Here is a 24,979-nt window from a genome sequence, read left to right as displayed (position 1 = left end):
CCGGTCCGGCCGATCCGGTTAATGAGCGTTAACACGTTTCCTTCAGGTTAACGCTCGCTAACGCCACTGTCTAGAATCGAATCCATGACCACCAGGACGGACGCCCCCACGCGCCGCGAGCAGATCCTCAAGGAGGCTGCCCGCCTCTTCGCCGAGCGCGGTTTCCACGGTGTGGGCGTCGACGAGATAGGCGCAGCCGTCGGGATCAGCGGTCCCGGCCTCTACCGCCACTTCCCCGGCAAGGACGCGATGCTCGCCGAACTGCTGGTCGGCATCAGCGAGCGCCTCCTGGCCGGCGGAAGGCTCCGCGTCACGGAGGACGCGACTTCCGGCGACGGCTCCCCGGAAGCCCTCCTGGACGCGCTCATCGAGGGCCACATCGACTTCGCCCTGGACGACCGCCCCCTGATCACCCTGCACGACCGCGAGCTGGACCGCCTCCGGGACACCGACCGCAAGCGCGTGCGCCAGCTCCAGCGCCAGTACGTCGAACTCTGGGTGGAGGTGGTCCGTGCCCTCTACCCGCTCCTCCCCGAGAGCGAGGCCCGCGCCGCCGTCCACGCGGTCTTCGGCCTGCTCAACTCGACCCCGCACCTGGGCCGCCCCGGCGCCCTCCCGGGGCGCACGGCGACGGCGGCGCTGCTGCACCGGCTGGCGCGGGGGGCGTTCGAGGCGGCGGCGTCGTAGCGAAGGACTGTGCGCACATCGCACCGGCCGGGCTGCCGCGGTGCGCTATGCGTACCGCGGCAGGTTCTCGGTCGAGATGGTCCACTCGCCGATGGTGATGTCCTCGCCGTACAGGAAGTCCTTGCGGGTGGCGTAGCGCGGCCCGTTCGGCGTGGGGTCCTCCTCGGAGAGCAGCAGCCGGGGATCGTGGCGGCGCAGCCCGCCAACCGGACCGATATCCAGCCCAGTTGGCAAACCTCACCCTTGTGGGTGACGGGGGGCGGGGTGGGGTGGGGTGGGTAATTCCCCAAGGAATCAAAAGCGTTTGATGGCGTGGCACACCGCGTCGCGACCGACCGGGTCCTGACCCACCGGGGCGCGGGCCACCGCGTCGCGACAGTTGCGATCCGGTGAGGGTGACATCCCTCCGGACGGCGGTACGCGGCACTCCACGGCGGAGTGCCGGGATCGGACCGCTCCGCGATGGTCCGGAGGGCGCGGGGCGGCCCGCCCCTCCGTGTCCGCCGTGCAAGACACCGGGCACACTGCGCACACCTGACGGCACAATGGGTTCATGCCGATACCCAGCCGCGCCGCCCTCGTCGAACACCTCGTCCGCACGCGTATCGCCGGAGACGTCGCCACCCCCCGCGACAACAACCTCACCCACTACCGCAGGCTCGCCAACGGTGACACGCACTACTGGCTGGGGCTGGAGCTCGGCAACCGGTGGGCCGACGAGCAGGACGTGCTCGCCGTGATGGCCGAGCGCTGTGGGGTCAGTGATGATCCGGAGCACCGGCACGGGCAGGACACCATCGACCCGGAGCTGACGGTCGACGCGCTGGAGCGGATGGCGGCCCGGCTGCGCAAGGCGGCGGCCGGGGCGGAGCGGGTGTTGTTCGCGACCGGACATCCGGGTGGGCTGCTGGATGTGCACCGGCAGACCGCGGACGCGCTGCGCGGCGCAGGGTGCGAGATCGTACGGATCCCGTCCGGGCTGATGGCGGACGAGGGCATGGTCTTGCAGTTCGCCGACGTAGCCGTGCTGGAGCGCGGGGCGACGCTGTGGCACACGCACTCACCGGCGCCGATGGCGGCGATCCTGGACGGTCTGGAGCGGGAGGGGAGGCCGCTGCCGGATCTGGTCGTCGCCGACCACGGGTGGGCGGGGTGCGCCGGGCAGCGGGGGCTCGACGCGGTCGGGTACGCGGACAGCAACGACCCGGCGCTCTTCCTGGGCGAGGCGGAGGGCACCCTGCAGGTGGTGGTGCCGCTGGACGATCACGTGCTCGACCCGCGGTTCTACGACCCGATGACGGACTATCTGCTGGACGCGGCCGGGCTGCTCTGATGCGTACGGACGGCGCGGGGCCGATCCGCGCCGACAGCTGTGGGGTGCTTTGCCTCGCGGGCATTCCAGAGGCGGACGGAGCGTCACAACCGTCCGGGACCCGGTGGTCTCCCTACAGAAGCGACTGCCGGCAGGCGTGATCCACTGAGGTGGGATCGGTCAGCGGTTCGTGTTGAGGAAGCCGATCGCGACCGCGCCCCACCAGCAGACCTGGGACAGGAGCGCCGTGGCACCTCCCCAGGCCATCATTCCGCGGCCGATCGGCTCGGTGGCCTCGGCGAGGCGGCGACCGAGGAGGCCAGCCTGGAGGCCGTTGAGGGTGAGCAGGCCGACCAGCGCGATCTTCGTCTGGGTCAGCAGGGAGTGCAGGTCGGGCCGGAGCATGAGCCCGCTGGTGACCAGCCCGCCGAGACCGGCCCAGATCGGCACGTGAAGCCGGGACGTGGCGGCTATGACCTCACCGAGCGGGCAGCGGCCGGTTGCCCACAGCAGGCCGTAGTAGTCGGCGGAGAGCACCGCGCCGAAGCCGAGCACCAGCGAGGCGAGGTGGACGAAGAGCACGGCGGTGTGCAGCGTCTGGTCGGTGTGCACATGCAGGGAGCACCACAGCCCCGCCGTCAGCACGATCATCGCCACCAGGCCGGCTGCCGCCACGGTCCACCATGAGTCGTACAGGCGGAGAGGACGGGAGGGCGTTCTGGCGGGCACCGAGGCGGCGGCGGGGGACAGCATGTGAGGGGCTCCGAGGAGAGTGCGGACGTGGGCCTGCACAGGACCCACACAAAAGCGAGGTAAGGCTTACCTAATTTCTGCTCCGCGTCAATGTGGCTCCGCAGCCAGGACGCCGTTCCGGCTGTTCGCAAGCACGCTGGGGGCATGGCCGACGGGTGGTGGGACGGGAGTTTGCGGCCTTTCTGGACCCCGCCGGCCGCAGCCGCGCCGTTGCCCGGCCCTGAGCAGTTTCACCGCCGGGCCCTCTGCCGCGCGGGCCGCCGCCTGGCCGTCGCCGTATCAGGTTCCCGTACCGGTATCCGGCCCCGCCCCCGGCCGGCCTGCCCCACACGCCCGAGCCGGAAAGCGTGCAGCCGAGGAGGCAGGGGCGGGCCGCGGCCTGTTCAGTCCCGCGGGACCCGGACCACGCCCTCCTGGATGACGGTGATCGCCAGCCGGCCGTCCTGCGTGTAGATGCGGGCCTGGCCGAGCCCGCGCCCGCCGGACGCGGACGGTGACTCCTGGTCGTACAGCAGCCATTCGTCGGCCCGGAACGGCCGGTGGAACCACATCGCGTGGTCCAGGCTCGCGCCGACCACGTCGCCGACCGTCCAGCCGCCGCGCCCGTGCGCGAGCAGCACCGAGTCGAGCAGCGTCATGTCGGAGACGTACGTGGCCATGCAGACGTGCAGCAGCGGGTCGTCCGCGAGCTTGCCGTTGGTGCGGAACCACACCTGGGAGCGGGGCTCCTGCGGTGTGCCGACGCTGGCGAACGGCGGGGCGCCGACATAGCGCAGGTCCACCGCGTCCCGCGCCTCCAGCAGCCGGTCCATGACACCCGGGTCGGTGAACGCGTCCGCGTACTGCGGGAGCATCTGTTCCGCCGTGGGCAGCGTCTCCGGGTCGGGGGCGGGAGGCATGTCCGCCTGGTGTTCCAGGCCCTCCTCGTACGTCTGGAAGGACGCCGAGAGATGGAAGATCGGCTGCCCGTGCTGGACGGCCACCACCCGCCGGGTGGTGAAGGAGCGGCCGTCGCGGATCCGGTCGACGCTGTAGATGATCGGCGCGCCCGGGTCGCCCATCCGCAGGAAGTACGAGTGCAACGAGTGGGCCGTGCGGTCCGAGGGGACGGTGCGGCCCGCGGCAACGAGTGCCTGGGCCGCGACCTGTCCGCCGAAGACCCGGGGCACGACCGCCGAACGGCTCGTGCCCCGGAAGATGTCCCGCTCGATCTGCTCCAGGTCGAGCAGATCGAGCAGGGATTCCAGTGCTGTGCTCATGGAGAAGAACGTAACCGCTTTACAGACCCATGGACTTGGCGATGATCGACTTCATGACCTCGCTGGTGCCGCCGTAGATGCGGTTGACGCGGTTGTCCGCGTACAGGCGGGCGATCGGGTACTCGTTCATGAAGCCGTAGCCACCGTGCAGCTGGAGGCAGCGGTCGATCACGCGGTGCGCGACCTCGGTGCAGAACAGCTTCGCCGAGGCGGCCTCGGCGGCGGTCAGCTCGCCGGCGTCGAGGGCCTCCAGCGCGCGGTCGGCGACGGCCTGGGCCGCGTCCACCTCGGCCTGGCAGGCGGCCAGCTCGAACTTGGTGTTCTGGAACGAGGCGACGGTCTTGCCGAAGACCGTGCGGTCCTGCACGTAGCTCTTGGCGAACCGGACGGCGGCGGCGGCCTGCGCGTACGCGCCGAAGGCTATGCCCCAGCGCTCGGACGCCAGGTTGGTGCCGAGGTAGCCGAAGCCCTTGTTCTCCTCGCCGAGCAGGTCCTCGACGGGGACCTTGACGTCGACGAAGGCCAGCTCGGCGGTGTCGGAGACCTTCAGGCCGAGCTTGTCGAGCTTGCGGCCCACCGAGTAGCCCGCCGACTTGGTGTCGACGGCGAACAGGGAGATGCCGAAGCGGCGGTCGTCCTCGCGGGGCGCGGAGGTACGGGCGCACACGATCACGCGGTCGGCGTGCACACCGCCGGTGATGAAGGTCTTGGCGCCGTTGAGGACGTAGTGCGTGCCGTCCTCGGAGAGCTTGGCGGTGGTCTTCATGCCCGCGACGTCGGAGCCGGTGCCCGGCTCGGTCATCGCGAGAGCCCACATCTCCTCGCCGGTGGTGAACTTCGGCAGCCAGCGCTTCTTCTGCTCGTCGGTGCCGAGCATCTTGATGTACGGCAGGCCGAGCAGGGTGTGCACACCCGAGCCGCCGAAGGAGACACCGGCGCGGGCGGTCTCCTCGTAGATGACGGCCTCGTACTTGTGCGAGTCGATGCCGGCGCCGCCGTACTCCTCGTCCACCTCGATGCCGAAGACGCCCAGCTCGCCGAGCTTGTGGTAGAACTCGCGCGGCGCTTGGCCGGCGGCGAACCACTCGTCGTAGACGGGGACGACCTCGGCCGCGATGAAGGCGCGGATGGTCTCCCGGAACGCCTCGTGGTCCTCGTTGAATACCGTACGGCGCACGGGGGTGCCTCCTCTGTCGGCTTCGATCAGCTTCGGGCGAGCATCGGCCAGCGGGATGGCTAAGCGCTTGCTCAGTTCTCCCCAAAAGTTACCCGGCGGTCACCAGGGCTGTCCAGGGTGATGCTCAGCACGCTCATCACGCTTCCTCTCCTCGCGGTGCTCATGCGTGATCAACGTAGGTGCGATCAGCTGATCGACGCTCGTATCCTCCTCGCTCACCGGGGACCGTGTTCGGGTCCGCGGCTTCGGCTCTATGGCTGCCGCCCGCCGGACAGCATCGACGACGGGGTTGTGAGCTGCTGTCGGTTTGCTGGGCTGAAGTGAGTGGTGGCGTGCGGGAGTGAGTCCTGTCGGTCGCTTGGCGGGGGGTGGGAACGGGGATCACGCATGCCGCAGCGCGAACCACAGTTCCGTGCGTACGTCCATGTCGTCCAGGTCCGCGTCCAGCAGCGTCGCGCAGCGGGCGATGCGCTGGCGGACCGTGTTGCGGTGGATCTGGAGGGCGGTCGCCGTGCGGTCCCAGCTGCCGTGCAGGCTGAGCCAGCAGCGCAGGGTCTCGATCAGCGGTTCGGTGAGCGGGGCGAGCAGGGCTCGGGCGTGGGCCTCGGCCTGGTCCGGAGGGATCAGGGCGGACAGACCGCCTCCGGCGCCGTTGTCGTGGTGGGCCAGCGGGGTGCGGGTGGCCACGGCCCGGCCCAGGGCGCGGGCCGCCTGGCCGTCGGCGAGGTCCAGTGCGGTGATGGAGACGGGGGCGGAGGTGCCGAGTGTCCAGCCGGGCTGCGGGGTGACCCGCTTGTCACCCGGGACCAGGACCTTGACCGCATCGCCGCCCCGGCCCGCGTCGACCAGCGCCGACCCCAGCGCGGCACCCAGTGCCCCGGCGGTGAGCGGGTCGACAGGGCCGCCACCGCTGCGCCGGGCATGCACCACCGTCCAGAGTTCGGTGCCGCCGAGCAGCGGGGCGACGGCCACCGGGTCCGCGCCGAGCAGCATCCGCACCAGTGCCGCGGACCGGCCCGCGGCGTCGGCGCCCTGGTGCGGGGCGGCCAGCAGGGAGAGAAGGACGACCGCGATCCCGGTGACCGTGTGGTCGCCCGCCCCGCGCCGCCCCGTCGACAGCGCCAGGACGAGCCCCTGCCCACCGCCGAGCGCGTACGCGAAGAGATGCGTGTCGCCGACGGTGTCGGTCGCGGATGTGGGGGCGGGGGAGGCGGGAAGCGCGGCGGGGGAGACCACGCGGGTCAGCCGGGTCAGCGCCGCCCGAACCTCGGGGGGTGGGCGGCGGCCCGCCGCGTGCAGTTCCTCGCCGGCCGCGGAGAGCAGGACCGCCCACCCTGACAACTGGGCGGCGAGCTGGTGCAGCACCGCGGGGACCGGATCCGGCCGGGCCGCCGCCGTGGCCAGGGCCTGCTGGGCGCGCGTCACCCGGCGCAGCTCCAGGTGCCGGGCCTCGGCCATCAGACGCCACACCGCTCGGGCGATCGCGGTGAACGGGGTCTCGGGCGGCACCTCCACCAGAGGCAGCCCGTGCCGGTCGCAGGCCTCGATCAGCGCCTGCGGCACCGAGTCGTGCACCGGTGTGACCCCGAAGCCGAGCGCCGCCGCCCCCGCCTCCACCAGCCGGGCGACATAGGTGTCCGGGTCCTTGAGCAGGACCCCGGCGCTCAGCAGCAGTTCACCGCCGAGCAGATACGGGTACGGGTCGGCCATTTCCGAGGTGTGCACCCACCACAGGTCCGCGTGGTCGGGTCCCGCGATCCGGCGCAGCCGGAGCTCCTCGCGGGCGAGCAGCTCGGCGAGCGGGACGGGCGGGGTGGGGGGAGCGGACCCGGTGGTGGCTGTGGGTCCGGTGGGAGTGTCCGGCATGGATGGTCCATCCATTGGCTACGACGAGATTGGATGAAACGTACACTTCAGCGTCTCTTTTGAGCCACCTACTGTCTTCACACAGCACTTACCCGCAACATTTCACGGAGACGGAGGTAAGCCCATGGCTGTCGACTACGCAGTGATCATCGTCTACCTGGCCGGCATGCTCGCGATGGGCTGGTGGGGCATGCGCCGCGCCAAGTCCAAGAGCGAATTCCTGGTGGCGGGCCGCCGCCTCGGCCCCTGGATGTACTCCGGGACCATGGCCGCGATCGTCCTCGGTGGTGCCTCCACCATCGGCGGCGTCGGCCTCGGCTACCAGTACGGACTCTCCGGCGCCTGGATGGTCTTCACCATCGGCCTCGGGCTGCTCGCCCTGTCCATCTTCTTCTCGGCGCGCATCGCCCGGCTGAAGGTCTACACCGTCTCCGAGATGCTCGACCTGCGCTACGGCGGCCGTGCCGGACTCATCTCCGGTGTCGTCATGTGGGCGTACACGCTGATGCTCGCGGTCACCTCGACCATCGCGTACGCCACCATCTTCGACGTCCTCTTCGACATGAACCGCACCGTCGCGATCATCCTCGGCGGCACCATCGTCGTCGCGTACTCGACGCTCGGCGGCATGTGGTCGATCACGCTCACGGACATGGTGCAGTTCGTCGTCAAGACGATCGGCGTCCTGCTGCTGCTCCTGCCGATCGCCGTCATCAAGGCCGGCGGCTTCAGCGAGATGAAGGCGAAGCTGCCCACCGAGTACTTCGACCCGCTGGGCATCGGCGGCGAGACGATCTTCACCTACGTGCTGATCTACACCTTCGGCATGCTGATCGGCCAGGACATCTGGCAGCGCGTGTTCACCGCGCGCACCGACCGCACCGCACGCTGGGGCGGCACCGTCGCCGGTACGTACTGCCTGGTGTACGCGATCGCCGGAGCCGTCATCGGTACCGCCGCCAAGGTCATGTACCCGAAGCTGCCCAGCGCGGACGCGGCCTTCGCGACCATCGTCAAGGACGAACTGCCGGTGGGTGTACGCGGACTGGTGCTGGCCGCCGCACTCGCCGCGGTGATGTCGACGTCGTCCGGTGCGCTGATCGCCTGCGCCACCGTCGCCAACAACGACATCTGGTCGAGGCTGCGGGGCGCGGTGACCCGGAGCGGCGGCGAGGAGCACGACGAGGTGAAGGGCAACCGGGCCTTCATCCTCATCATGGGTGTGGCCGTCATCGCCATCGCCATCGCCCTCAACAACGTCGTCGAGGCCCTGACCGTCGCGTACAACCTGCTCGTCGGCGGGCTGCTCGTGCCGATCCTCGGTGGTCTGCTGTGGCGTCGCGGCACGGCCGCCGGCGCGCTGGCCGCGGTGTCCGTCGGTGGCCTCGCGGTGATCGGTCTGATGGCGACGTACGGAATCCTCGCCAACGAACCGGTCTACTACGGGCTGCTGTCCTCGCTCGCGGCGTATGTGATCGTGTCCCTGGCCACGAAGCCGACGGACGCGGCCGTGCTCACCGCTTGGCGCGAGCGCCTGGCGGGCCGGGGCGCCGACTCCGACGAGACGCCGGCCGCGGACCCGGTCGCCGTCTAGTGCCGCGACCGGCAAGGTCGCGGCACTAGTGCCCCTCCCGGCAAGCTTTGCCCCGTCGCGTCGTCCGGTGCGCACGCTCGCCGCGTTGGCCAAAAGCCCTGGTAGCTCCGCTACAAGGACTTCCGGCCGCCTTGCGATCGCACGCACCGGACGACGCTCCTTACGGGGCAAACATTGCCGGTCACGGCACTAGTAGCCACTCGTCCTCAATCGCCGGGCAGGCAATTCAAGCCCGTCCGGCGATTGGGGACGGCACTGTTGCGGGAGGGCACCCCGAGTGCCACCGCATCCCGCACACTCGAATATCGTACGAACGCCCACAAAGCGTGCATCACCCTCTCAGGAAGGCACTCCACATGAGCAGCAACGAAACGCCGCGCGGCCCCGTCGACTCCTCCCGCGTCCCGCGGTACGCCGGTCCCGCGACGTTCGCGCGGCTGCCCCGGCTCGACGAGGTCGGCACCGCCGATGTCGCCGTCGTCGGCGTGCCTTTCGACACAGGTGTCTCCTACCGCCCCGGCGCCCGCTTCGGCGGCAACGCGATCCGTGAGGCGTCGCGCCTGCTGCGCCCGTACAACCCGGCGCAGGACGCCTCGCCGTTCGCCCTCGCGCAGGTCGCCGACGCCGGTGACATCGCCGCCAACCCGTTCAACATCAACGAGGCCGTCGAGACGATCGAGGCCGCGGCCGACGACCTCCTCTCCACCGGCGCCCGCATGATGACGCTCGGCGGCGACCACACCATCGCGCTCCCGCTGCTGCGCTCCGTCGCGAAGAAGCACGGCCCGGTCGCCCTGCTCCACTTCGACGCCCACCTCGACACGTGGGACACCTACTTCGGCGCCGAGTACACCCACGGCACCCCGTTCCGCCGGGCCGTGGAGGAGGGCATCCTCGACACGTCCGCGCTCTCCCACGTCGGTACCCGCGGCCCGCTGTACGGCAAGCAGGACCTCGACGACGACGCCAAGATGGGCTTCGGCATCGTCACCTCCGCCGACGTCATGCGCCGCGGCGTCGACGAGATCGCCGACCAGCTGCGCCAGCGCATCGGCGACCGCCCGCTGTACATCTCCATCGACATCGACGTCCTGGACCCGGCGCACGCGCCCGGCACCGGCACCCCCGAGGCGGGCGGCCTCACCTCCCGCGAGCTCCTCGAGATCGTCCGCGGCCTGTCCTCCTGCAACCTGGTCTCCGCCGACCTGGTCGAGGTCGCCCCCGCGTACGACCACGCGGAGATCACCTCCGTCGCCGCATCCCACACCGCGTACGAGCTGACGACGATCATGTCCCGTCAGATCGCAGCGGCAAAGGGGACTCAGAGCAAGTGACCCACGACCACCACGACGAGCGGCCGCAGCTCACCCCCGAGCAGATCGCGGCCGCTCTGAACCCCCCGGCCGGGCGCAACGGCGGTGACCTCGTCGTCGAGACCCTCCAGGGCCTCGGCGCGACCACCGTCTTCGGGTTGCCCGGTCAGCATGCACTGGGCATGTTCGACGCGCTGCGCCGCTCGTCCCTCTCGTACGTCGGGCTGCGCGTCGAGAACAACGCGGGCTTCGCCGCCGACGCGTACGGCCGGATCACCGGCGAAGTGGCGCCGCTGCTGCTCTCCACCGGGCCGGGCGCGCTCACCTCCCTCGCCGCGCTCCAGGAGGCGGCGGCCGCGTCCGCCCCCGTGCTGGCCATCTCCAGCCAGATCCCGACCGCGGGTCTGGGCGGCGGCCGCCACGGCTACCTGCACGAACTCCGGGACCAGAAGGCGTCGTTCCGCGACATCGTGAAGTCGGTCCACACGGTCCGTACGGCGTCGCAGATCCCGTCCGCGATCGCCGCCGCGTGGGAGTCCGCGCTGACGGCCCCGCACGGCCCGGTCTGGATCGAGATCCCGCAGGACGTGCTCCTGGCCGAGACCACCCTGCCCGCCGTCACGGCGATGGACGCCACTCCGCGCCCCCTGCACCCGCGTCCCGAACTGACCGCCGTGGCAGCGCACCTGCTGTCGAACGCCGAGCGTCCGGCGATCATCGCGGGCGGCGGAGTCGTACGCTCCGACGCGTCCGGCAAGCTGCTCGCCCTCGCGGAGAAGATCGACGCTCCGGTCGTCACCACGTTCGGCGGCAAGGGCGCGTTCCCCTGGGAGCATCCCCTCTCGCTCCAGTCCTGGCTGGAGGACCGCCACACGACGGACTTCCTCGAAGCGGCGGACGTCCTGCTGGTCGTCGGCTCCGGACTGGGTGAACTCTCCTCGAACTACCACACGTTCAGTCCGCGCGGCCGGGTCATCCAGATCGAGGCGGACGCCGGGAAGCTGGAGTCCAACCATCCCGCACTCGGCATCCACGCCGACGCCCGTGAGGCCCTCGCCGACCTCGTCGAAGCGGTCGACCGCCGCGAGGACGAGGCGGCGGCGGACCGCGTGCGAACGGTCCTCGACGCGGTACGGACCCGGATCGCAGGCCAGGACCTCACGCTGGAGCAGCAGCTCATCGCCTCGGTCCGCGAGGCGCTGCCCGACATGTCCCCCAGCTTCTGGGACATGACGATCCTCGCCTACTGGGCCTGGTCCGCTTTTGACGCCCGCCACCCGAACACGATGCACTCGGCGCAGGGCGCGGGCGGCCTCGGCTACGGCTTCCCGGCAGCGCTCGGCGCGGCGGCGGCCGACCGTACGAAGCCGGTCCTGGCGGTCTCCGGCGACGGCGGCGCGATGTACTCCATCGCGGAACTGGCCACGGCTCGTCAGTACGACCTGCCGGTCACCTGGCTGATCGTCGACGACGGCGGCTACGGGATCCTGCGCGAGTACATGACGGGTGCGTTCGGCGAGGCCACGGCGACGGAACTGTCCCGCCCGGACTTCGTCGCCCTCGCCGAGTCGTTCGGCGTGCCGGCGGTCCGTACGACCCCGGAGACGCTCGCCGACGACCTGGCGAAGTCCTTTGCGGAGCCCGGCCCTTCGGTGGTCGTGCTTCCGGCACTGCTGAGGATGTTCGAGCCGACGCATCTGTAGGCGCGACGGTGCGCAGGTGGTTCAGTGATCGGCGGACTCCTCGCCGATCGCTTCCACCTGCGCCTGCCGACCCTGCTCGAACTCCTTCTGCTGGTCACCGGACAGGGTGTCAGGCAAGTGCCTGGTCGAGGGCATCAGGCTCGGGATCGACCGGAAGACGGCGCCGGCTGCCGGGCCGCGGCCCTTCATCCGTGCCTTGTCCAGGTACCTGCCGGACTCCCACAGGCGCGGCTGCATTTCGGGACGGGGTCTCTTGGCAGCCTTCTGTCTCGACTCCGGGCGCGACAGCGAGCGGAAGTCGACGTCGGCGAGGGTCTGCAGCGCTTCCAGCGCCGCGTACAACTGCCCACAGCGATAGGCGTCGCTCGGTTGATCGTCAGGCATGATCCCTCCCCGGACCGCTCACGGAAGCCATCTCTACCCGCGTCTTCGGGGCCGGGAACGCCAGTCCGCACCAGCCGTACAACTTTTCGACCAGTCGTGAGTCATCCCTGACAGGTGTGCAGGGGGCACACCGCACAGATCACTCAGGGGGGACACGTCTCATGACGAACCAGCCTCGTACATCCCGCCGCGCGCGCACCGCGCTCGCCGTCACGCTCGCCGCGGGCGTGCTCGCGCCCGTGACCCTCGCGGCCACGCCGGCCGCAGCCGCGACGCCGGTCGTGACATGCACCTCCGGCAAGGCGGGACTCGCCGCCAAGCTGTCGACCGACATCACCGCCGCGCTCAAGGGGCGCAACTCGACCACGGCGATCGCGCTCTACGACCGGACCACCAAGACGTCCTGCACGATGCGGTCCACGAGCAGGTACGACTCCGCGAGCGTCGTGAAGGCGACCGTCCTCGCGACCCTGCTCTGGGACAACAAGAGGCACAATCGCTATCTCACCCAGCGCGAGATCAACCTCTCCACCGCCATGATCACCAAGTCCGACAACAATGCGACCACCAGCCTGTGGAAGCAGCTCGGCGTGACCAAGGTGAAGGCGTTCCTGACGGCCGCGGGTATGACGCACACCGTGCCCGGCTCCGGCGGCTACTGGGGGCTGACCCAGATCACCGCGCAGGACGAGCTGCGGCTGCTGACGCTGCTGACCGCCAAGAACTCCGTACTCAGCGACAACGCGCGTGCGTACGAACTCGGCCTGATGCGCAAGGTCATCTCCTCGCAGCGCTGGGGCACGCCCGCCGGAGCCCCGTCCGGGGTGACCGTCCAGGTCAAGAACGGCTGGCTGCCGCGTGCCACGCACGGCTGGCGGGTGCACAGCATCGGTGCGTTCACCGGGAAGGGGCACGACTACGGCATCACCGTGCTCACGCAGGACAACAAGACGATGAACGAGGGCATCAACACCATCCAGGCCGTCGCCCGCGCCATCCACAAGGACCTGAACCCGGCGGCCGTGACCGGGACGACCGTCGCCCCGCCGGCCGCGCCGCAGGAGGCGGTCCCCGCCGTGCCGGAGGCCCCTGCCGTGCCGATGCTGACGGCGACGCCCACGTCGTAGGGCGCCCCGGGGCGCGCCCCACCCCCGGGTGCGCTCCGTCGGACGACGTACGCCGGTCCTACTCCGATGGGACCGTCTTTGTCACGGCGGGATGAAATCCGCAGCTGATCGCGTTGGTGCCTTCCGGTAGAGCAGGTCGAACGGGAGGCACCAGTGACGGACGGGGACACGGACGCAGCACAGCACGGCTGGGCGCGGCGACTGGGCGGTTACGCATGGCGCTACCGGCGCAATGTGCTGCTGGCACTCGGCTCGTCGCTCGCCGGGATGGCCGTGCTGGCAGTCGTCCCGCTGATCACCAAGGTGATCATCGACGATGTCGTGGTCAACCACACGCGTTCCCTCGGCGTCTGGACCGGCCTCCTGATCGCCACCGCCGTGCTGGTGTACATATCGACGTACATCCGCCGCTACTACGGTGGCCGGCTCGCCCTCGACGTGCAGCACGATCTGCGCACCGACATGTACCGGACACTCGCCCGGCTGGACGGGAAGCGGCAGGACGAGCTGTCCACCGGGCAGATCGTCGGGCGCGCCACCAGTGACCTGCAGCTGATCCAGGGGCTGCTGTTCATGCTCCCGATGACGATCGGGAACGTGCTGCTGTTCCTCATCTCCCTGGTGATCATGGCGTGGCTCTCACCGCTGCTGACCCTGATCGCGATCGCCGTCGCCCCCGCGCTCTGGTACATCGCCCGCCGCTCCCGCTCCCGGCTCTTCCCCGCCACCTGGTACGCCCAGGGGCAGGCCGCCGCCGTCGCCGAAGTCGTCGACGGGGCCGTCTCCGGGGTCCGGGTCGTCAAGGGGTTCGGGCAGGAGGAGCAGGAGACCGGGAAGCTCCGCGAGGTCGGGCGGAAGCTGTTCGCCGGGCGGCTGCGCACGATCCGGCTGAACTCCAGGTACACCCCCGCCCTCCAGGCCGTCCCCGCTCTCGGCCAGGTCGCGATGCTGGCGCTCGGCGGCTGGCTCGCCACCCGCGGCGAGATCACTCTCGGTACGTTCGTCGCGTTCTCGACCTACCTCGCCCAGCTCGTCGGGCCGGTCCGGATGCTCGCCATGGTCCTCACCGTCGGTCAGCAGGCCCGCGCCGGTGTGGAACGTGTCATCGAGCTGATCGACACCGAGCCGACCATGAAGGACGGCACGGTGGAGCTCCCCGCCGACGCCCCGGCGAGCGTCGAGTTCGACGACGTGCGGTTCGGGTACGACCCCGAGCGGCCGGTCCTCGACGGGTTCTCGCTCACCATCGAACCCGGTGAGACCGTCGCCGTCGTCGGCGCCTCCGGCAGCGGGAAGTCCACCGTCTCCCTGCTGCTGCCCCGCTTCTACGACGTGTCGCACGGCGCCGTCCTGGTCGGCGGCCACGACGTCCGGGAGCTCACCCAGGACTCGCTGCGGGCCGCCATCGGCCTCGTACCGGAGGACAGCTTCCTCTTCTCCGACACGGTCCGCGCCAACATCGCCTACGGGCACCCGGACGCCACCCAGGAACAGATCGAGCAGGCCGCCCGCGCCGCCCAGGCGGACCGGTTCATCGCCGATCTGCCGAACGGCTACGACACCAAGGTCGGCGAGCACGGGCTCACCCTCTCCGGCGGCCAGCGCCAGCGCGTCGCGCTCGCCCGCGCCATCCTCACCGACCCCCGGCTGCTCCTCCTCGACGACGCCACATCCGCCGTCGACGCCCGCGTCGAGCACGAGATCCACGAGGCCCTCGCCCAGGTCATGGAGGGGCGGACGACCCTCCTCATCGCCCACCGCCGCTCCACCCTCGGCCTCGCCGACCGCATCGCCGTACTCGATCAGGGCCGACTCGCCGACATCGGCACGCACGAGGAGCTGGAGCGCCGCTCCGCCCTCTACCGGCGTCTGCTCACCGACCCGGACGAGCTGGGCGGCACCTCCCCGGGCCACCGGCCGGTGAAGGCCGACACAGCCATCGAGGACGACCGGGCGCTCCAGGAGGATCTGGAAGCCGATTTCGACGCCGAGCGCGGCATCAGCCCCGGACTCTGGGTCCGCAAGGAGGAGCCCCGCGACACCGGCGCGGCCGGCATGCCCGCCACGCCCGAGCTGCTCGCCCAGGTCGAGGCGCTTCCCCCGGCCACCGACACCCCCGGGATCGACGAGGCACGCGCCGTCCGGCGTGAGGAGTCGTACGGGCTGCGCCGGCTGCTGCACGGCTTCGGGCTTCCGTTGACGGTCAGCCTGGCGCTCGTCGCCGTCGACGCGGGCATGAGCCTGCTCCTGCCCGTACTGATCCGGCACGGCATCGACCAGGGCGTCACGCGGATGGCGACCGGTGCGGTCTGGGCGGCGTCCACGCTCGCCCTGCTCGTCGTGCTGGTGCAGTGGGCGGCGCAGATCGGAGAGACCCGGATGACGGGCCGCACCGGAGAGCGGGTGCTCTACTCGCTCCGGCTGAAGATCTTCGCGCAGCTCCAGCGGCTCGGTCTCGACTACTACGAGCGCGAGCTCACCGGCCGCATCATGACCCGGATGACGACGGACGTGGACGCACTGTCCACGTTCCTGCAGACCGGTCTGGTCACGGCCTTCGTCTCCGCCGTCACGTTCTTCGGCATCATGGTCGTGCTGCTCGTCCTCGACGTCCAGCTGGCGCTCGTCGTCTTCGCGACCCTGCCGGTGCTGGTCATCGGTACGTTCTTCTTCCGCCGCAAGAGCGTCAAGGCGTACGAGCTGGCCCGGGAGCGGATCAGCGTCGTCAACGCCGACCTCCAGGAGTCCGTCTCCGGGCTCCGGATCGTGCAGGCGTTCCGCCGCGAGAAGGACGGCGCGGAACGGTTCGCCGACCGCAGCGACCACTACCGCGAGGCCCGGGTGCGCGGCCAGTGGCTGATCTCGGTCTACTTCCCGTTCGTGCAGCTGCTGTCGTCGGTGGCTGTGGCCGCCGTACTGATGGTCGGCGCGGGCCGCGTCGACAACGGCACGCTCACCACCGGCGCCCTCGTGGCGTATCTCCTCTACATCGACCTGTTCTTCGCGCCCGTGCAGCAGCTCTCGCAGGTCTTCGACGGCTACCAGCAGGCCACGGTCTCCCTCGGCCGCATCCAGGAACTCCTCCGGGAGCCGACCTCCACCGCCGACTCCGAGGAGCCGCTGGACGTGCTGTCGCTGCGCGGCGAGATCGCGTTCGAGGACGTGACCTTCGCGTACGGCTCCGACGACGACGAGGAAGAGGCGCTCACCGGCATCACCCTGCGGATCCCGGCCGGGCAGACCGTCGCCTTCGTCGGGGAGACCGGCGCCGGGAAGTCCACCCTGGTCAAGCTCGTCGCCCGGTTCTACGACCCGACGGGCGGGCGGGTCACGGCGGACGGCACCGATCTGCGCCGCCTCGACCTCACCGCGTACCGGCACCGGCTCGGAGTCGTTCCGCAGGAGGCGTACCTCTTCGCGGGTACGGTCCGGGACGCCATCGCGTACGGGCAGCCGGACGCCACCGACGCACAGGTGGAGGCGGCGTCCCGGGCGGTCGGCGCCCACGACATGATCGCCACGCTGGACGGCGGCTATCTGCACGAGGTCGCCGAGCGGGGCCGCAACCTCTCGGCCGGCCAGCGCCAGCTGATCGCACTCGCCCGCGCCGAACTCGTCGACCCCGACATCCTGCTGCTCGACGAGGCGACCGCCTCCCTGGACCTCGCCAGCGAGGCCCTGGTCAACCAGGCGACCGACCGGCTGACCGGCCGGCGCACCACTCTCGTCGTCGCCCACCGGCTGACCACGGCCGCCCGCGCCGACCGGGTCGTGGTGATGGACCACGGCCGGGTCGTCGAGGACGGCACGCATGATGAACTCCTCGCCGGGGACGGGCATTACGCCGTGCTGTGGCGCACCTTCATCGGGGAGGACGAGCCGGCGGGAGTCTGAGAGGCTGTCGGGCTGCCTTCGATCGGGAAGCGTGCGTGCCAGGGCACGACCGCCCGATCAGAGGTGGCCCGACAGCCTCTGGCTGCGGGACTCAGCGGATGCCGGAGATCTTGCCGGTCTGCAGGTCCGACTGAACGGTCAGATAGGTGTACCTGGGGTGCTTGCCGCCGCTCCAGGTCAGCCGCACCTTCGACCAGGTGTGACCGGCGCCGCTGTCGCCCGCGGTGACCTTGAGGGCGAGCGGTGTGTTCTGGGCGCGGAGCACCCCGTCCGCGTGGTTGCGTGCCTCCCAGGTGCGTAGCTGCGAGCGGAGACCCGGCGTCAGGTAGAAGGACCGGAGGGCGGTGGCGAGCCTGCTGCCGCCCCCGGCCGTGCGAGCGTCGATATAGGCGCCGTAGAAGTGGGCGACCTGCTGATGGGCGGGGGTGACGTGGGTGCTGCGCAGCTGCGTCGCGGGCGCCGGGGCCTGCGGCGCGGCAGCGGCGGCCGGGACCACGGAGGCGGCGGCGAGGAGAGCGGTCACGAGAAGGGTGCGGCCGGCGGTGCGGCGGCCGCGCGGGCTGGGCGCATTGCGGAGTCGGATCACGGCAGTTCCTGCCTTTCGTATGACTTTGCCCTATTGGACCCATGGTGTGGAGGTTCGGTTGCGCGGGATGCGGAGCGCGCCGTATGCAACCTTCGGATGGCCCTTCGCGTCGTACGCATGTACGCGTATGAGCCGGGCGGGGGCGAGAGTGTTCGATGGGGTGAGGGAACTGCTGGGAAACAGGAACGGGGAAACCGCCGGAGAAGGCGGCACCGGACGACGGGCGCTGGTCCAGGTGTTCGTCCTGGCACTGGTGACCGCCGTCGGGCTGGTGCTCGGCGGTCCCGGGGCCGGCAGCGCCGACGCCGCATCGTCCTGCGGCGGGCGGCTCGCGAAGACAGTGACGTTCTCCACCGGTGAGGTGCGCGTCTACAAGAGCCGCTCCTACGCCTGCGCGATCACGGTCGCGAAGAAGTCGGGCCCGCGCCGCGCGATGTCCGTCATGATCCAGGCACGCGGCGGCCGGCCCGTCACCGACAAAGGCAGGTATACCAAGCAGACCGGCCGGGTGACCGTCCACGCACTGCACCGATGCGTCCGGGCCGCGGGTTCGGTCGCCGGAAAAACCGGCGCCACGGGCTGGATACTCTGCTGATGCTTCTGACGATGTGACAAGAGGGGCTGTTCAGCCGGGTGTTGCACCGCTAGATTCGCGATGAATCTTGTGAATCCAGGTGAATTCCCCGGGGAGGGTGTATGCGCAAGGCGCTCAGAGGTTTCCTTTCGCTCGCGGTACTCATAGGCACGGTGAGCGCGACGGGTGCCTCGGTCGGTGCGGCCAGTGCCGCGGACGCGACCGCGATCCGGTCCGCCGGGTCCGACCTGTCCGCCGATGCGACCGCGGACATCAAGGACCGCATCCTGGCGATACCCGGGATGAGTCTGATCGAGGAGAAGCCGTACGCGGGCTACCGCTACTTCGTTCTCAACTACACCCAGCCGATCGACCACCGGAACCCGTCCAAGGGCACGTTCCAGCAGCGCATCACCCTGCTGCACAAGGACACGTCGCGCCCGACGGTCTTCTTCACCAGCGGGTACAACGTCTCCACGAACCCCAGCCGCTCCGAGCCGACCCGGATCGTCGACGGCAACCAGGTCTCGCTGGAGTACCGCTTCTTCACCCCGTCCCGCCCCGCCCCCGCCGACTGGTCGAAGCTCGACATCTGGCAGGCGGCCAGCGACCAGCACCGCGTCTTCACCGCGCTGAAGCAGATCTACTCCGAGAACTGGCTGAGCACCGGCGGTTCCAAGGGCGGCATGACCGCCACGTACTTCGAGCGCTTCTACCCGAAGGACATGGACGGCGTCGTCGCGTACGTCGCGCCGAACGACGTGGTCAACAAGGAGGACTCGGCGTACGACCGGTTCTTCGAGAACGTCGGCACGAAGGAGTGCCGCGACCGGCTCGAGGGTGTGCAGCGCGAGGCGCTGATCCGCCGCGAGCCGCTGGAGAAGAAGTACAAGGAGGACGCCGACACGAAGGGCTACACCTTCAACACCGTCGGATCCCTCGACAAGGCGTACGAAGCCGTCGTCATGGACTACGTCTGGGCGTACTGGCAGTACAGCAAGCTCGCCGACTGCGGCACCATCCCCGCCGACGCCAAGAACGCGCCCGACCAGGCGATCTGGGACTCGATCGACGACATCTCGGGCTTCTCCGCCTACACGGACCAGGGCCTGGAGCGGTACACGCCGTACTACTACCAGGCGGGCACCCAGCTCGGTTCGCCGGACATCAAGCAGCCGTGGCTCGGCAATCTCAGCCGCTACGGATATCAGCCGCCGCGCACCTTCGTGCCGAGCTCCATCCCGATGACGTTCCAGCCGTCGGCGATGCGGGACGTCGACACCTGGGTGAGGCACAACGCCACCCGGATGATGTGGGTGTACGGGGAGAACGACCCGTGGGGTGCGGAGCGCTTCCGCCTCGGCGACGGCGCCCAGGACAGCTACGTCTACACGGTGGCCGGCGGCAACCACGGTTCCAATGTGGCCGGTCTCGCCGACGACGAGAAGGCGAAGGCGACCGCCGACATCCTGCGCTGGGCGGGCGTCGCCCCGGCCGCCGTGCAGTCGGACCCGGCCAAGGCGAAGCCGCTCGCGCCGTACGACGCGCGGCTCGACAAGCGGGACGTGACGAGCGAGCGCAGGCAGGGCCCCGCACTGCGCCCGTAACAGGCCGACACGGTGTGATGCGTGCCGGGTCCGAACCGTGCGGTTCGGACCCGGCACGCGTGCGTAGCCCGTCCGGTCAGTACGTCAGGCCGTAGCCGACCGGGTACAGCACCTGCGTCGGATCGTCCGCCCGTTGCACCGGCACCGGCAGTCGGCCCTCCGGTTCGGCGTGGCCCGCGATCACCCGGGCCGCTGCGCGCAGTTCGACATCCGTCCAGGAGTACGCGGCCAGGCTCGCCGCGTGGGCGGGCAGCCGGGCGATGTCGTACGGGTTCCGGATCGCGATCGTGATCACCGGGACTCCGGTCGCCACGAGGGCGCTGACCAGGGTGCGCTGGGAGCTGGTCGCCGAGACGTTGTACGTCCCCACGATCACCGCGTCCTTGCCCTGCGCGGCCGCCACCGCCTCGGCGATCTTCGCCTGGGTGGGCGCGGTGCCGGTGGACAGCGCGGTCGCCGCGTACCCCAGTTCGGTGAAGGCGCCGGCGAGGGTGGTGGTCGGCGGTCCGGTGGTGCCGGACGGGGAGGCGGGATCGGCGCCGACCACGAGGAGGTTCTTGTGGGAGCGGCGGGACAGCGGCAGCACCGCACCGGTGTTGGCCAGCAACGTGGTGGTGTGCTCGGCGATCCGGTCGGCGGCGGCGAGGTGCGACCGGGTGCCGACGGCACGGTCCACGCCCTGGTGGCTGACGAACGGGTCGTCGAACAGCCCCAGCTTCGCCTTCAGCCGCAGGATGCGCAGGATCGATTCCTCGAGCCTGGCCTCGCTGATCTCGCCGCTCTTCACGGCCGCCAGAACGGCGTTCCAGGAGACGTCGAGGCTCGGCGGGTTCAGCAGCTGGTCCACACCCGCCTGCAGGGCGAGGACGGGCACGCGGTCGTCGCCGTACTTCGTGCGCACCCCCTCCATGCCGAGCGAGTCGGTGACCACGACACCGTCGTAACCGAGCTCCTCGCGCAGGATGCCGGTGAGGATCGGCCGGGACAGGGTCGCCGGGTCCTCGGCTGCGTCGAGCGCGGGGACGACGATGTGCGCGGTCATGATCGCGTCGATGCCCGCGGCGATCGCGGCGCGGAACGGCGGCGCGTCCAGCTCCTCCCACTGGTCGCGGGAGTGGTGGATGTAGGGCAGACCGGAGTGGCTGTCGGTGTTGGTGTCGCCGTGGCCCGGGAAGTGCTTGGCCGTCGAGGCGATCCCGGCGCTCTGATACCCCTTCACCTGCGCGGCGACCATACCCGCCACGGCCTGCGGATCGGCGCCGAAGGACCGTACACCGATCACCGGGTTGGCCGGGTTGACGTTGACGTCGGAGTCCGGGGCGTAGTTCTGGTTGATGCCGATCGCGGCGAGCTCGGCGCCCGCGATCTGCCCGGCCCGGCGTGCGTCGGAACGCGAACCGCCCGCACCGAGCGCCATCGCACCCGGCATCAGCGTGGCGGGCTCGCCGACGCGGCAGACGATGCCGTGCTCCTGGTCGGTGGAGATCAGGAGCGGCAGAGGCGTGGGACCGGCGAGACCGGCGCGCTGGATGCCGTTGGAGAGGTCGGCGATCTGGTGCGGGTCGCGGGTGTTGTGCGCCCAGGCGAAGTAGATGATGCCGCCGACGTGGTACTTGGCGATCATCTCGGCGGCGGTACGGACCCCGATCTCGGCCATGTTCGCGTTGATGTCGGCCTGGTCGGGCTCGGTGGCGGAGTGCCCGTACACCCGCATCACGAAGAGCTGGCCGACCTTCTCCTCCAGGCTCATCCGGGAGATGAGCTGCTTGAGGCGCTCGGTGGTGGAGGCGGAGGATGCCGCGGAGGCGGCGAACGCCCCGGGGGCGGAGCCCGCGCCGGTCGCGACCGCTGCGGCGGTCACGGCGGTGGCGGTGAGGAGGGTGCGTCTGGAGGTGCGGTGGTGCACGTGTGCTCCTTCGGCCGTACTCAGGGGAGAGGGGGCGGTGAAAGTAACTTCCGAGGGGCACGAATATCTAGAAAGTAACTTCCAGTCAAGGGGGCGGTCGGATAATCGGCTTGGCGGCGTGCGATCCGGCTCGGCTCGTTCGGTGATCGAGGCGGGTGCATGGCCGCAGGCCGCACCGGGGAAGCCCCCCGGTCCCTCACGGCCTCCCCGCGACGGGGAGGCCGTTACGCCAAGCCCGCCCCCGCACCCCGCGCCTGAAGCGATTCCACCGCCACCGTGATCGCGGGCCGCCGGGCCGCCTCCGTGCGCCACAGCGCGTACAGCCGCCGCACCGGTACGGGGTCCAGCGGCACCGCCACCACTCCCGTCGGCAGCGGTCCCCGCCCCAGCCGCGGGATCATCGCGACCCCGAGACCGGCGGCGAGCAACGCCAGTTGAGTGTGGTTCTCCTCCGCCTGGTGCCGGATGTCCGGCTCGTAACCCGCCGCTCGCAGCGTCCGTACGAGCCAGTCGTGACAGACCGTCCCCGGCGGCTGGCAGATCCACCGCTCCTTCGCCAGCTCCTCGCGCCGCACCGCGTCCCGCCCGGCGAGGCGATGCCACTGCGGCACCAGCAGATCGCACCGGTCGTCACCGATCACTGCCTGCGCGATGCCCTCGGGGGCGGGCAGCGGTGCGATGTCCCAGTCGTGCGCGACAGCGAGGTCGATCACGCCCTTGGTCACCAGATCGACCGACAGATGAGGGTCGACCTCGGTCAGCCGCACGTCCAGGGCGGGGTGGTCCCGGTCCAGCTCGGCCAGCACGCCGGGCAGCAGACCGCGCGCCGCGGACGCGAAGGCGCCGATCGACAGCCGCCCCGTCGGCAGCCCCCGGCGCTCCTCCAGCGCCGTCTCGGCGCGCTCCACGATCGCCAGCAACTGCTGGGCGGTGGCGGCGAGATGCAGCGCCTCCTCGGTGAGCGCGACACCGCGCCCGCGCCGCTCCAGCAGCGTCGTACGGGTCTCCCGCTCCAGCTTCGTGATCTGCTGGGAGACCGCCGACGGGGTGTAGCCGAGCGCGACGGCGGCGCCCGCCACGGACCCGTGGACGGAGATGGCGTGCAGTGCGCGCAGCCGGGACAGATCGAGCACCGGAACCTCCCGGACCTTCCTGATTCGTTAGCAACGCTCAATTCCACCATGAAGAAATCCGCGCTGGTGCTACATGGTCCCGGCGGGTGATCCTCACTCCATGCGTCCCCTTCACATCGCCCTGGCCGCCCTGGTGGCCGCCGTCTGGGGTGTCAATTTCGTCGTCATCGAGGTCGGCCTCGGGCACTTCCCGCCGCTGCTCTTCTCCGCCCTGCGCTTCCTGGTCGCGGCGCTGCCCGCGGTCTTCTTCGTCGGGCGGCCCAAGGTCGCGTGGAAGTGGATCGTGGGCGTCGGGCTGGTCCTGGGCGTGGCGAAGTTCGGTCTGCTGTTCATCGGTATGGACCGCGGCATGCCCGCCGGTCTCTCCTCCCTGGTGCTCCAGGTCCAGGCAGTCTTCACGGCCCTCTTCGCGGCCGTGGCACTCGGCGAACGGCCGGGCGGAGTAAGGGTATTGGGGATGGGGATCGCGCTGGCCGGTATCGGGGTCGCGGCGGTGGACGAGGGTACGAGCGGCCCTGTGCTCGCCTTCGTGCTGGTGATCGCGGCGGCGGCCTGCTGGGGCGTGTCGAACGTCCTGACCCGCAAGGCCGCCCCGCCCGACTCCCTCAACTTCATGGTGTGGGTCTCGACCGTGCCCGTCCTGCCGCTGCTCGGTCTCTCCCTCCTCTTCGAGGGCTGGGACCGCGACGCCGACGCGCTGGCCGCACTGGACTGGAGCGGCGTCGGCATCATCGTCTACGTCGCCTGGATCACCACGGTCTTCGGCTTCGGGGCGTGGGGTTTCCTGCTGCGCCACCACCCGGCGTCGTCCGTGGCCCCGTTCACCCTGCTCGTCCCGGTCTTCGGGATGTCCTCGGCCGCGCTGTTCCTCGGTGAGTCGGTGAGCCCGCTGCGGTGGTGCGCCGCGGCGCTGCTGGTGGGCGGGGTGGCACTCACGTCACTGGCGGGGACGCGGCGGACGCGGGCCGCGGCGGCAAAGACGCCGGAACCGCAGCCCGCGCGCACCTAGGTCCTGTCCTGTCGATCTTCGTGGGCCCGGAACGCCTGGTACGGCACCTCGCCGCGTTGTCTTCAGTCGCCCGCGTACATCCAGTACGAGGACGATCCTCCGCCTTGCGATGCACCGCACCAGACGCCCCGGGCTGATCCACGAAGATCGGCAGGACAGGACCTAGAGCTCTTCTGAACCCGGACCGGCCCCTACTGCTCGGGCGCGCCCAGGCGGAGCAGGTGCTCGCGCCCCGCGCTCAGCAGTCCCGGCAGCTCGGCCGCGTCAGGGTGCCAGCGCTTCTCGTACTCCCAGCAGACCCAGCTGTCCGCGTCCAGCGTGTCCAGACAGGCACCCAGCGGCAGCACCCCGGCCCCGAGCGCCAACGGTTCGGTGCGCTCCGCCGATGCGATGTCCTTGACCTGCACGTATCCCAGGTGCGGGGCGAGCGCCGCATGGCTCGCGGCCGGCTCCTCGCCCGCCAGCCAGGTGTGCATGATGTCCCACAGCGCACCGACCTGCCGGTGCCCGACCGTCCCCGCGATCCGGGCCACATCGGCACCGGCCCGGTGCGAGTCATGGGTCTCCAGCAGGATCCGTACGCCCAGGTCGGCGGCGTAGGGGACGGCGGCGCCCAGCCGGCGGGCGGCGTTCGCCTCGGCCACCTCCGGGGCCAGCCCGCCGCCACCGGGGAAGACCCGGACGTGGCGGGCGCCCAGATCCCGCGCCAGCTCCACCAGCTCGGCGAGCTCGTCCAGCACCGGCTGGTCGTCCCCCTCGGCGGCGACCCGGACATACCCGGCGACGGTCAGGATCTCGACGCCGCCCTTCTTGAACTCCTCGGCCACGTCGGCGCGTTCGGCCGAGGAGAGCCCCGGGTGCACCGGCTCCTCGGGGTGGGCGCGCAGCTCCACGCCCTGGTAGCCGTGGTCGACGGCCAGCCGGATGACGTCGGCGATCGGCATCCCCGGTACTCCGAGGGTCGAGAAAGCGAGCTTCACGTGCGTGTTCCTTCCGTCGGTACCTGCCCCTGCGCCGTACGGACCGGAGCGCGGCCCGCACATCATCGGCCCATGGCACGCGGTAGGGGTACCACGGACCGGGGAGCGGAACCCG

General features: G+C 70.7%; 19 protein-coding genes and 1 pseudogene. 10 read left to right on the top strand and 10 right to left on the bottom strand.

Annotated elements, in window-relative coordinates; all coding sequences use genetic code 11:
• Nucleotides 1-84: 84 nt before the first annotated feature.
• The gene (locus AB0N06_RS00775; RefSeq protein WP_366132619.1) at nt 85-687 is read left to right on the top strand and encodes a TetR/AcrR family transcriptional regulator; all 603 of its coding nucleotides are present in this window, start codon (nt 85-87) and stop codon (nt 685-687) included.
• A 45-nt stretch (nt 688-732) separates the two neighbouring features.
• Here the strand turns inward: AB0N06_RS00775 and AB0N06_RS00770 are convergent.
• Nucleotides 733-861, bottom strand: a pseudogene (locus AB0N06_RS00770) (Uma2 family endonuclease); the annotation flags it as partial.
• A 379-nt stretch (nt 862-1,240) separates the two neighbouring features.
• Here AB0N06_RS00770 and AB0N06_RS00765 point away from each other — a divergent pair.
• The gene (locus AB0N06_RS00765; RefSeq protein ID WP_366132617.1) at nt 1,241-2,020 is read left to right on the top strand and encodes a phosphatase; all 780 of its coding nucleotides are present in this window, start codon (nt 1,241-1,243) and stop codon (nt 2,018-2,020) included.
• Between the two features lie 159 nt (nt 2,021-2,179).
• Here AB0N06_RS00765 and AB0N06_RS00760 read toward each other — a convergent pair whose 3' ends face one another.
• From AB0N06_RS00760 to AB0N06_RS00745, 4 genes are all read right to left on the bottom strand, one after another.
• Nucleotides 2,180-2,752 (bottom strand): hypothetical protein, encoded by a 573-nt coding sequence (locus AB0N06_RS00760; RefSeq protein WP_366132616.1) that lies wholly within the window; start codon nt 2,750-2,752, stop codon nt 2,180-2,182.
• Between the two features lie 383 nt (nt 2,753-3,135).
• The gene (tesB, locus tag AB0N06_RS00755) at nt 3,136-4,011 is read right to left on the bottom strand and encodes an acyl-CoA thioesterase II (RefSeq protein WP_366132615.1); all 876 of its coding nucleotides are present in this window, start codon (nt 4,009-4,011) and stop codon (nt 3,136-3,138) included.
• Between the two features lie 19 nt (nt 4,012-4,030).
• Nucleotides 4,031-5,188 carry an acyl-CoA dehydrogenase family protein gene (locus AB0N06_RS00750; RefSeq protein WP_366132614.1) on the bottom strand — a complete coding sequence of 386 codons (1,158 nt, stop codon included), beginning with the start codon at nt 5,186-5,188 and terminating at the stop codon, nt 4,031-4,033.
• A gap of 381 nt (nt 5,189-5,569) precedes the next feature.
• The gene (locus tag AB0N06_RS00745; RefSeq protein WP_366132612.1) at nt 5,570-7,054 is read right to left on the bottom strand and encodes a PucR family transcriptional regulator; all 1,485 of its coding nucleotides are present in this window, start codon (nt 7,052-7,054) and stop codon (nt 5,570-5,572) included.
• A 124-nt stretch (nt 7,055-7,178) separates the two neighbouring features.
• Between AB0N06_RS00745 and AB0N06_RS00740 the strand changes: the two genes are divergently transcribed.
• From AB0N06_RS00740 to AB0N06_RS00730, 3 genes are all read left to right on the top strand, one after another.
• Nucleotides 7,179-8,648 carry a sodium:solute symporter gene (locus tag AB0N06_RS00740; protein ID WP_366132611.1) on the top strand — a complete coding sequence of 490 codons (1,470 nt, stop codon included), beginning with the start codon at nt 7,179-7,181 and terminating at the stop codon, nt 8,646-8,648.
• Between the two features lie 356 nt (nt 8,649-9,004).
• Nucleotides 9,005-9,982 (top strand): agmatinase, encoded by a 978-nt coding sequence (gene speB, locus AB0N06_RS00735; protein ID WP_358860705.1) that lies wholly within the window; start codon nt 9,005-9,007, stop codon nt 9,980-9,982.
• On the top strand, nt 9,979-11,664 hold the full coding sequence (locus tag AB0N06_RS00730; RefSeq protein ID WP_366132608.1) for a thiamine pyrophosphate-binding protein: 1,686 nt from the start codon (nt 9,979-9,981) through the stop codon (nt 11,662-11,664). The genes speB and AB0N06_RS00730 overlap by 4 nt, the downstream gene beginning before the upstream one ends.
• 21 nt (nt 11,665-11,685) lie before the next feature.
• Here AB0N06_RS00730 and AB0N06_RS00725 read toward each other — a convergent pair whose 3' ends face one another.
• Complete coding sequence (locus tag AB0N06_RS00725; protein WP_366132607.1) at nt 11,686-12,048, bottom strand: hypothetical protein; 363 nt, start codon at nt 12,046-12,048, stop codon at nt 11,686-11,688.
• A 161-nt stretch (nt 12,049-12,209) separates the two neighbouring features.
• On the opposite strand from AB0N06_RS00725, the gene AB0N06_RS00720 reads away from it, so the two are divergent.
• Nucleotides 12,210-13,175, top strand: coding sequence for a serine hydrolase (locus AB0N06_RS00720; RefSeq protein ID WP_366132606.1), 966 nt, complete (start codon nt 12,210-12,212; stop codon nt 13,173-13,175).
• A gap of 153 nt (nt 13,176-13,328) precedes the next feature.
• Entirely contained in the window at nt 13,329-17,069 is a 3,741-nt protein-coding gene (locus AB0N06_RS00715) for an ABC transporter ATP-binding protein (protein WP_366132605.1), read from the top strand.
• 91 nt (nt 17,070-17,160) lie between these two features.
• Here AB0N06_RS00715 and AB0N06_RS00710 read toward each other — a convergent pair whose 3' ends face one another.
• Nucleotides 17,161-17,655: a hypothetical protein gene (locus tag AB0N06_RS00710; RefSeq protein WP_366132604.1), complete on the bottom strand. Its 495-nt coding sequence runs from the start codon at nt 17,653-17,655 to the stop codon at nt 17,161-17,163.
• Nucleotides 17,656-17,890: 235 nt separating this feature from the next.
• On the opposite strand from AB0N06_RS00710, the gene AB0N06_RS00705 reads away from it, so the two are divergent.
• Together AB0N06_RS00705 and AB0N06_RS00700 are read left to right on the top strand one after the other, a co-directional pair.
• A complete protein-coding gene (locus AB0N06_RS00705) occupies nt 17,891-18,250 on the top strand; it encodes a hypothetical protein (RefSeq protein ID WP_366132689.1) in 360 nt (119 codons plus the stop codon).
• A 101-nt stretch (nt 18,251-18,351) separates the two neighbouring features.
• Nucleotides 18,352-19,836 carry a S28 family serine protease gene (locus AB0N06_RS00700; RefSeq protein ID WP_366132603.1) on the top strand — a complete coding sequence of 495 codons (1,485 nt, stop codon included), beginning with the start codon at nt 18,352-18,354 and terminating at the stop codon, nt 19,834-19,836.
• Nucleotides 19,837-19,912: 76 nt separating this feature from the next.
• Here the strand turns inward: AB0N06_RS00700 and AB0N06_RS00695 are convergent, their stop codons facing one another.
• Entirely contained in the window at nt 19,913-21,742 is a 1,830-nt protein-coding gene (locus AB0N06_RS00695; protein ID WP_366132602.1) for a glycoside hydrolase family 3 protein, read from the bottom strand.
• Nucleotides 21,743-21,966: 224 nt separating this feature from the next.
• Nucleotides 21,967-22,875, bottom strand: coding sequence for a LysR family transcriptional regulator (locus tag AB0N06_RS00690; RefSeq protein ID WP_366132601.1), 909 nt, complete (start codon nt 22,873-22,875; stop codon nt 21,967-21,969).
• A gap of 100 nt (nt 22,876-22,975) precedes the next feature.
• Here AB0N06_RS00690 and AB0N06_RS00685 point away from each other — a divergent pair, with 100 nt between their 5' ends.
• The gene (locus tag AB0N06_RS00685) at nt 22,976-23,884 is read left to right on the top strand and encodes an EamA family transporter (RefSeq protein ID WP_366132600.1); all 909 of its coding nucleotides are present in this window, start codon (nt 22,976-22,978) and stop codon (nt 23,882-23,884) included.
• A 191-nt stretch (nt 23,885-24,075) separates the two neighbouring features.
• On the opposite strand, the gene AB0N06_RS00680 is transcribed toward AB0N06_RS00685, so the two are convergent.
• A complete protein-coding gene (locus tag AB0N06_RS00680; protein WP_366132599.1) occupies nt 24,076-24,864 on the bottom strand; it encodes a sugar phosphate isomerase/epimerase family protein in 789 nt (262 codons plus the stop codon).
• Nucleotides 24,865-24,979: the final 115 nt, after the last annotated feature.

This window comes from Streptomyces sp. NPDC051020 (assembly GCF_040683105.1).
Classification (GTDB): domain Bacteria; phylum Actinomycetota; class Actinomycetes; order Streptomycetales; family Streptomycetaceae; genus Streptomyces.
This window is presented reverse-complemented; position numbering and strand designations above follow the sequence as displayed.

Excerpts from the sequence above, each read along its gene's own strand:
- tesB (WP_366132615.1), bottom strand. The coding sequence starts at position 4,011 with ATGAGCACAGCACTGGAATCCCTGCTCGATCTGCTCGACCTGGAGCAG.
- AB0N06_RS00685 (WP_366132600.1), top strand. The coding sequence starts at position 22,976 with ATGCGTCCCCTTCACATCGCCCTGGCCGCCCTGGTGGCCGCCGTCTGG.
- AB0N06_RS00740 (WP_366132611.1), top strand. The coding sequence starts at position 7,179 with ATGGCTGTCGACTACGCAGTGATCATCGTCTACCTGGCCGGCATGCTC.
- speB (WP_358860705.1), top strand. The coding sequence starts at position 9,005 with ATGAGCAGCAACGAAACGCCGCGCGGCCCCGTCGACTCCTCCCGCGTC.
- AB0N06_RS00760 (WP_366132616.1), bottom strand. The coding sequence starts at position 2,752 with ATGCTGTCCCCCGCCGCCGCCTCGGTGCCCGCCAGAACGCCCTCCCGT.
- AB0N06_RS00700 (WP_366132603.1), top strand. The coding sequence starts at position 18,352 with ATGCGCAAGGCGCTCAGAGGTTTCCTTTCGCTCGCGGTACTCATAGGC.
- AB0N06_RS00725 (WP_366132607.1), bottom strand. The coding sequence starts at position 12,048 with ATGCCTGACGATCAACCGAGCGACGCCTATCGCTGTGGGCAGTTGTAC.
- AB0N06_RS00745 (WP_366132612.1), bottom strand. The coding sequence starts at position 7,054 with ATGCCGGACACTCCCACCGGACCCACAGCCACCACCGGGTCCGCTCCC.
- AB0N06_RS00765 (WP_366132617.1), top strand. The coding sequence starts at position 1,241 with ATGCCGATACCCAGCCGCGCCGCCCTCGTCGAACACCTCGTCCGCACG.
- AB0N06_RS00775 (WP_366132619.1), top strand. The coding sequence starts at position 85 with ATGACCACCAGGACGGACGCCCCCACGCGCCGCGAGCAGATCCTCAAG.
- AB0N06_RS00720 (WP_366132606.1), top strand. The coding sequence starts at position 12,210 with ATGACGAACCAGCCTCGTACATCCCGCCGCGCGCGCACCGCGCTCGCC.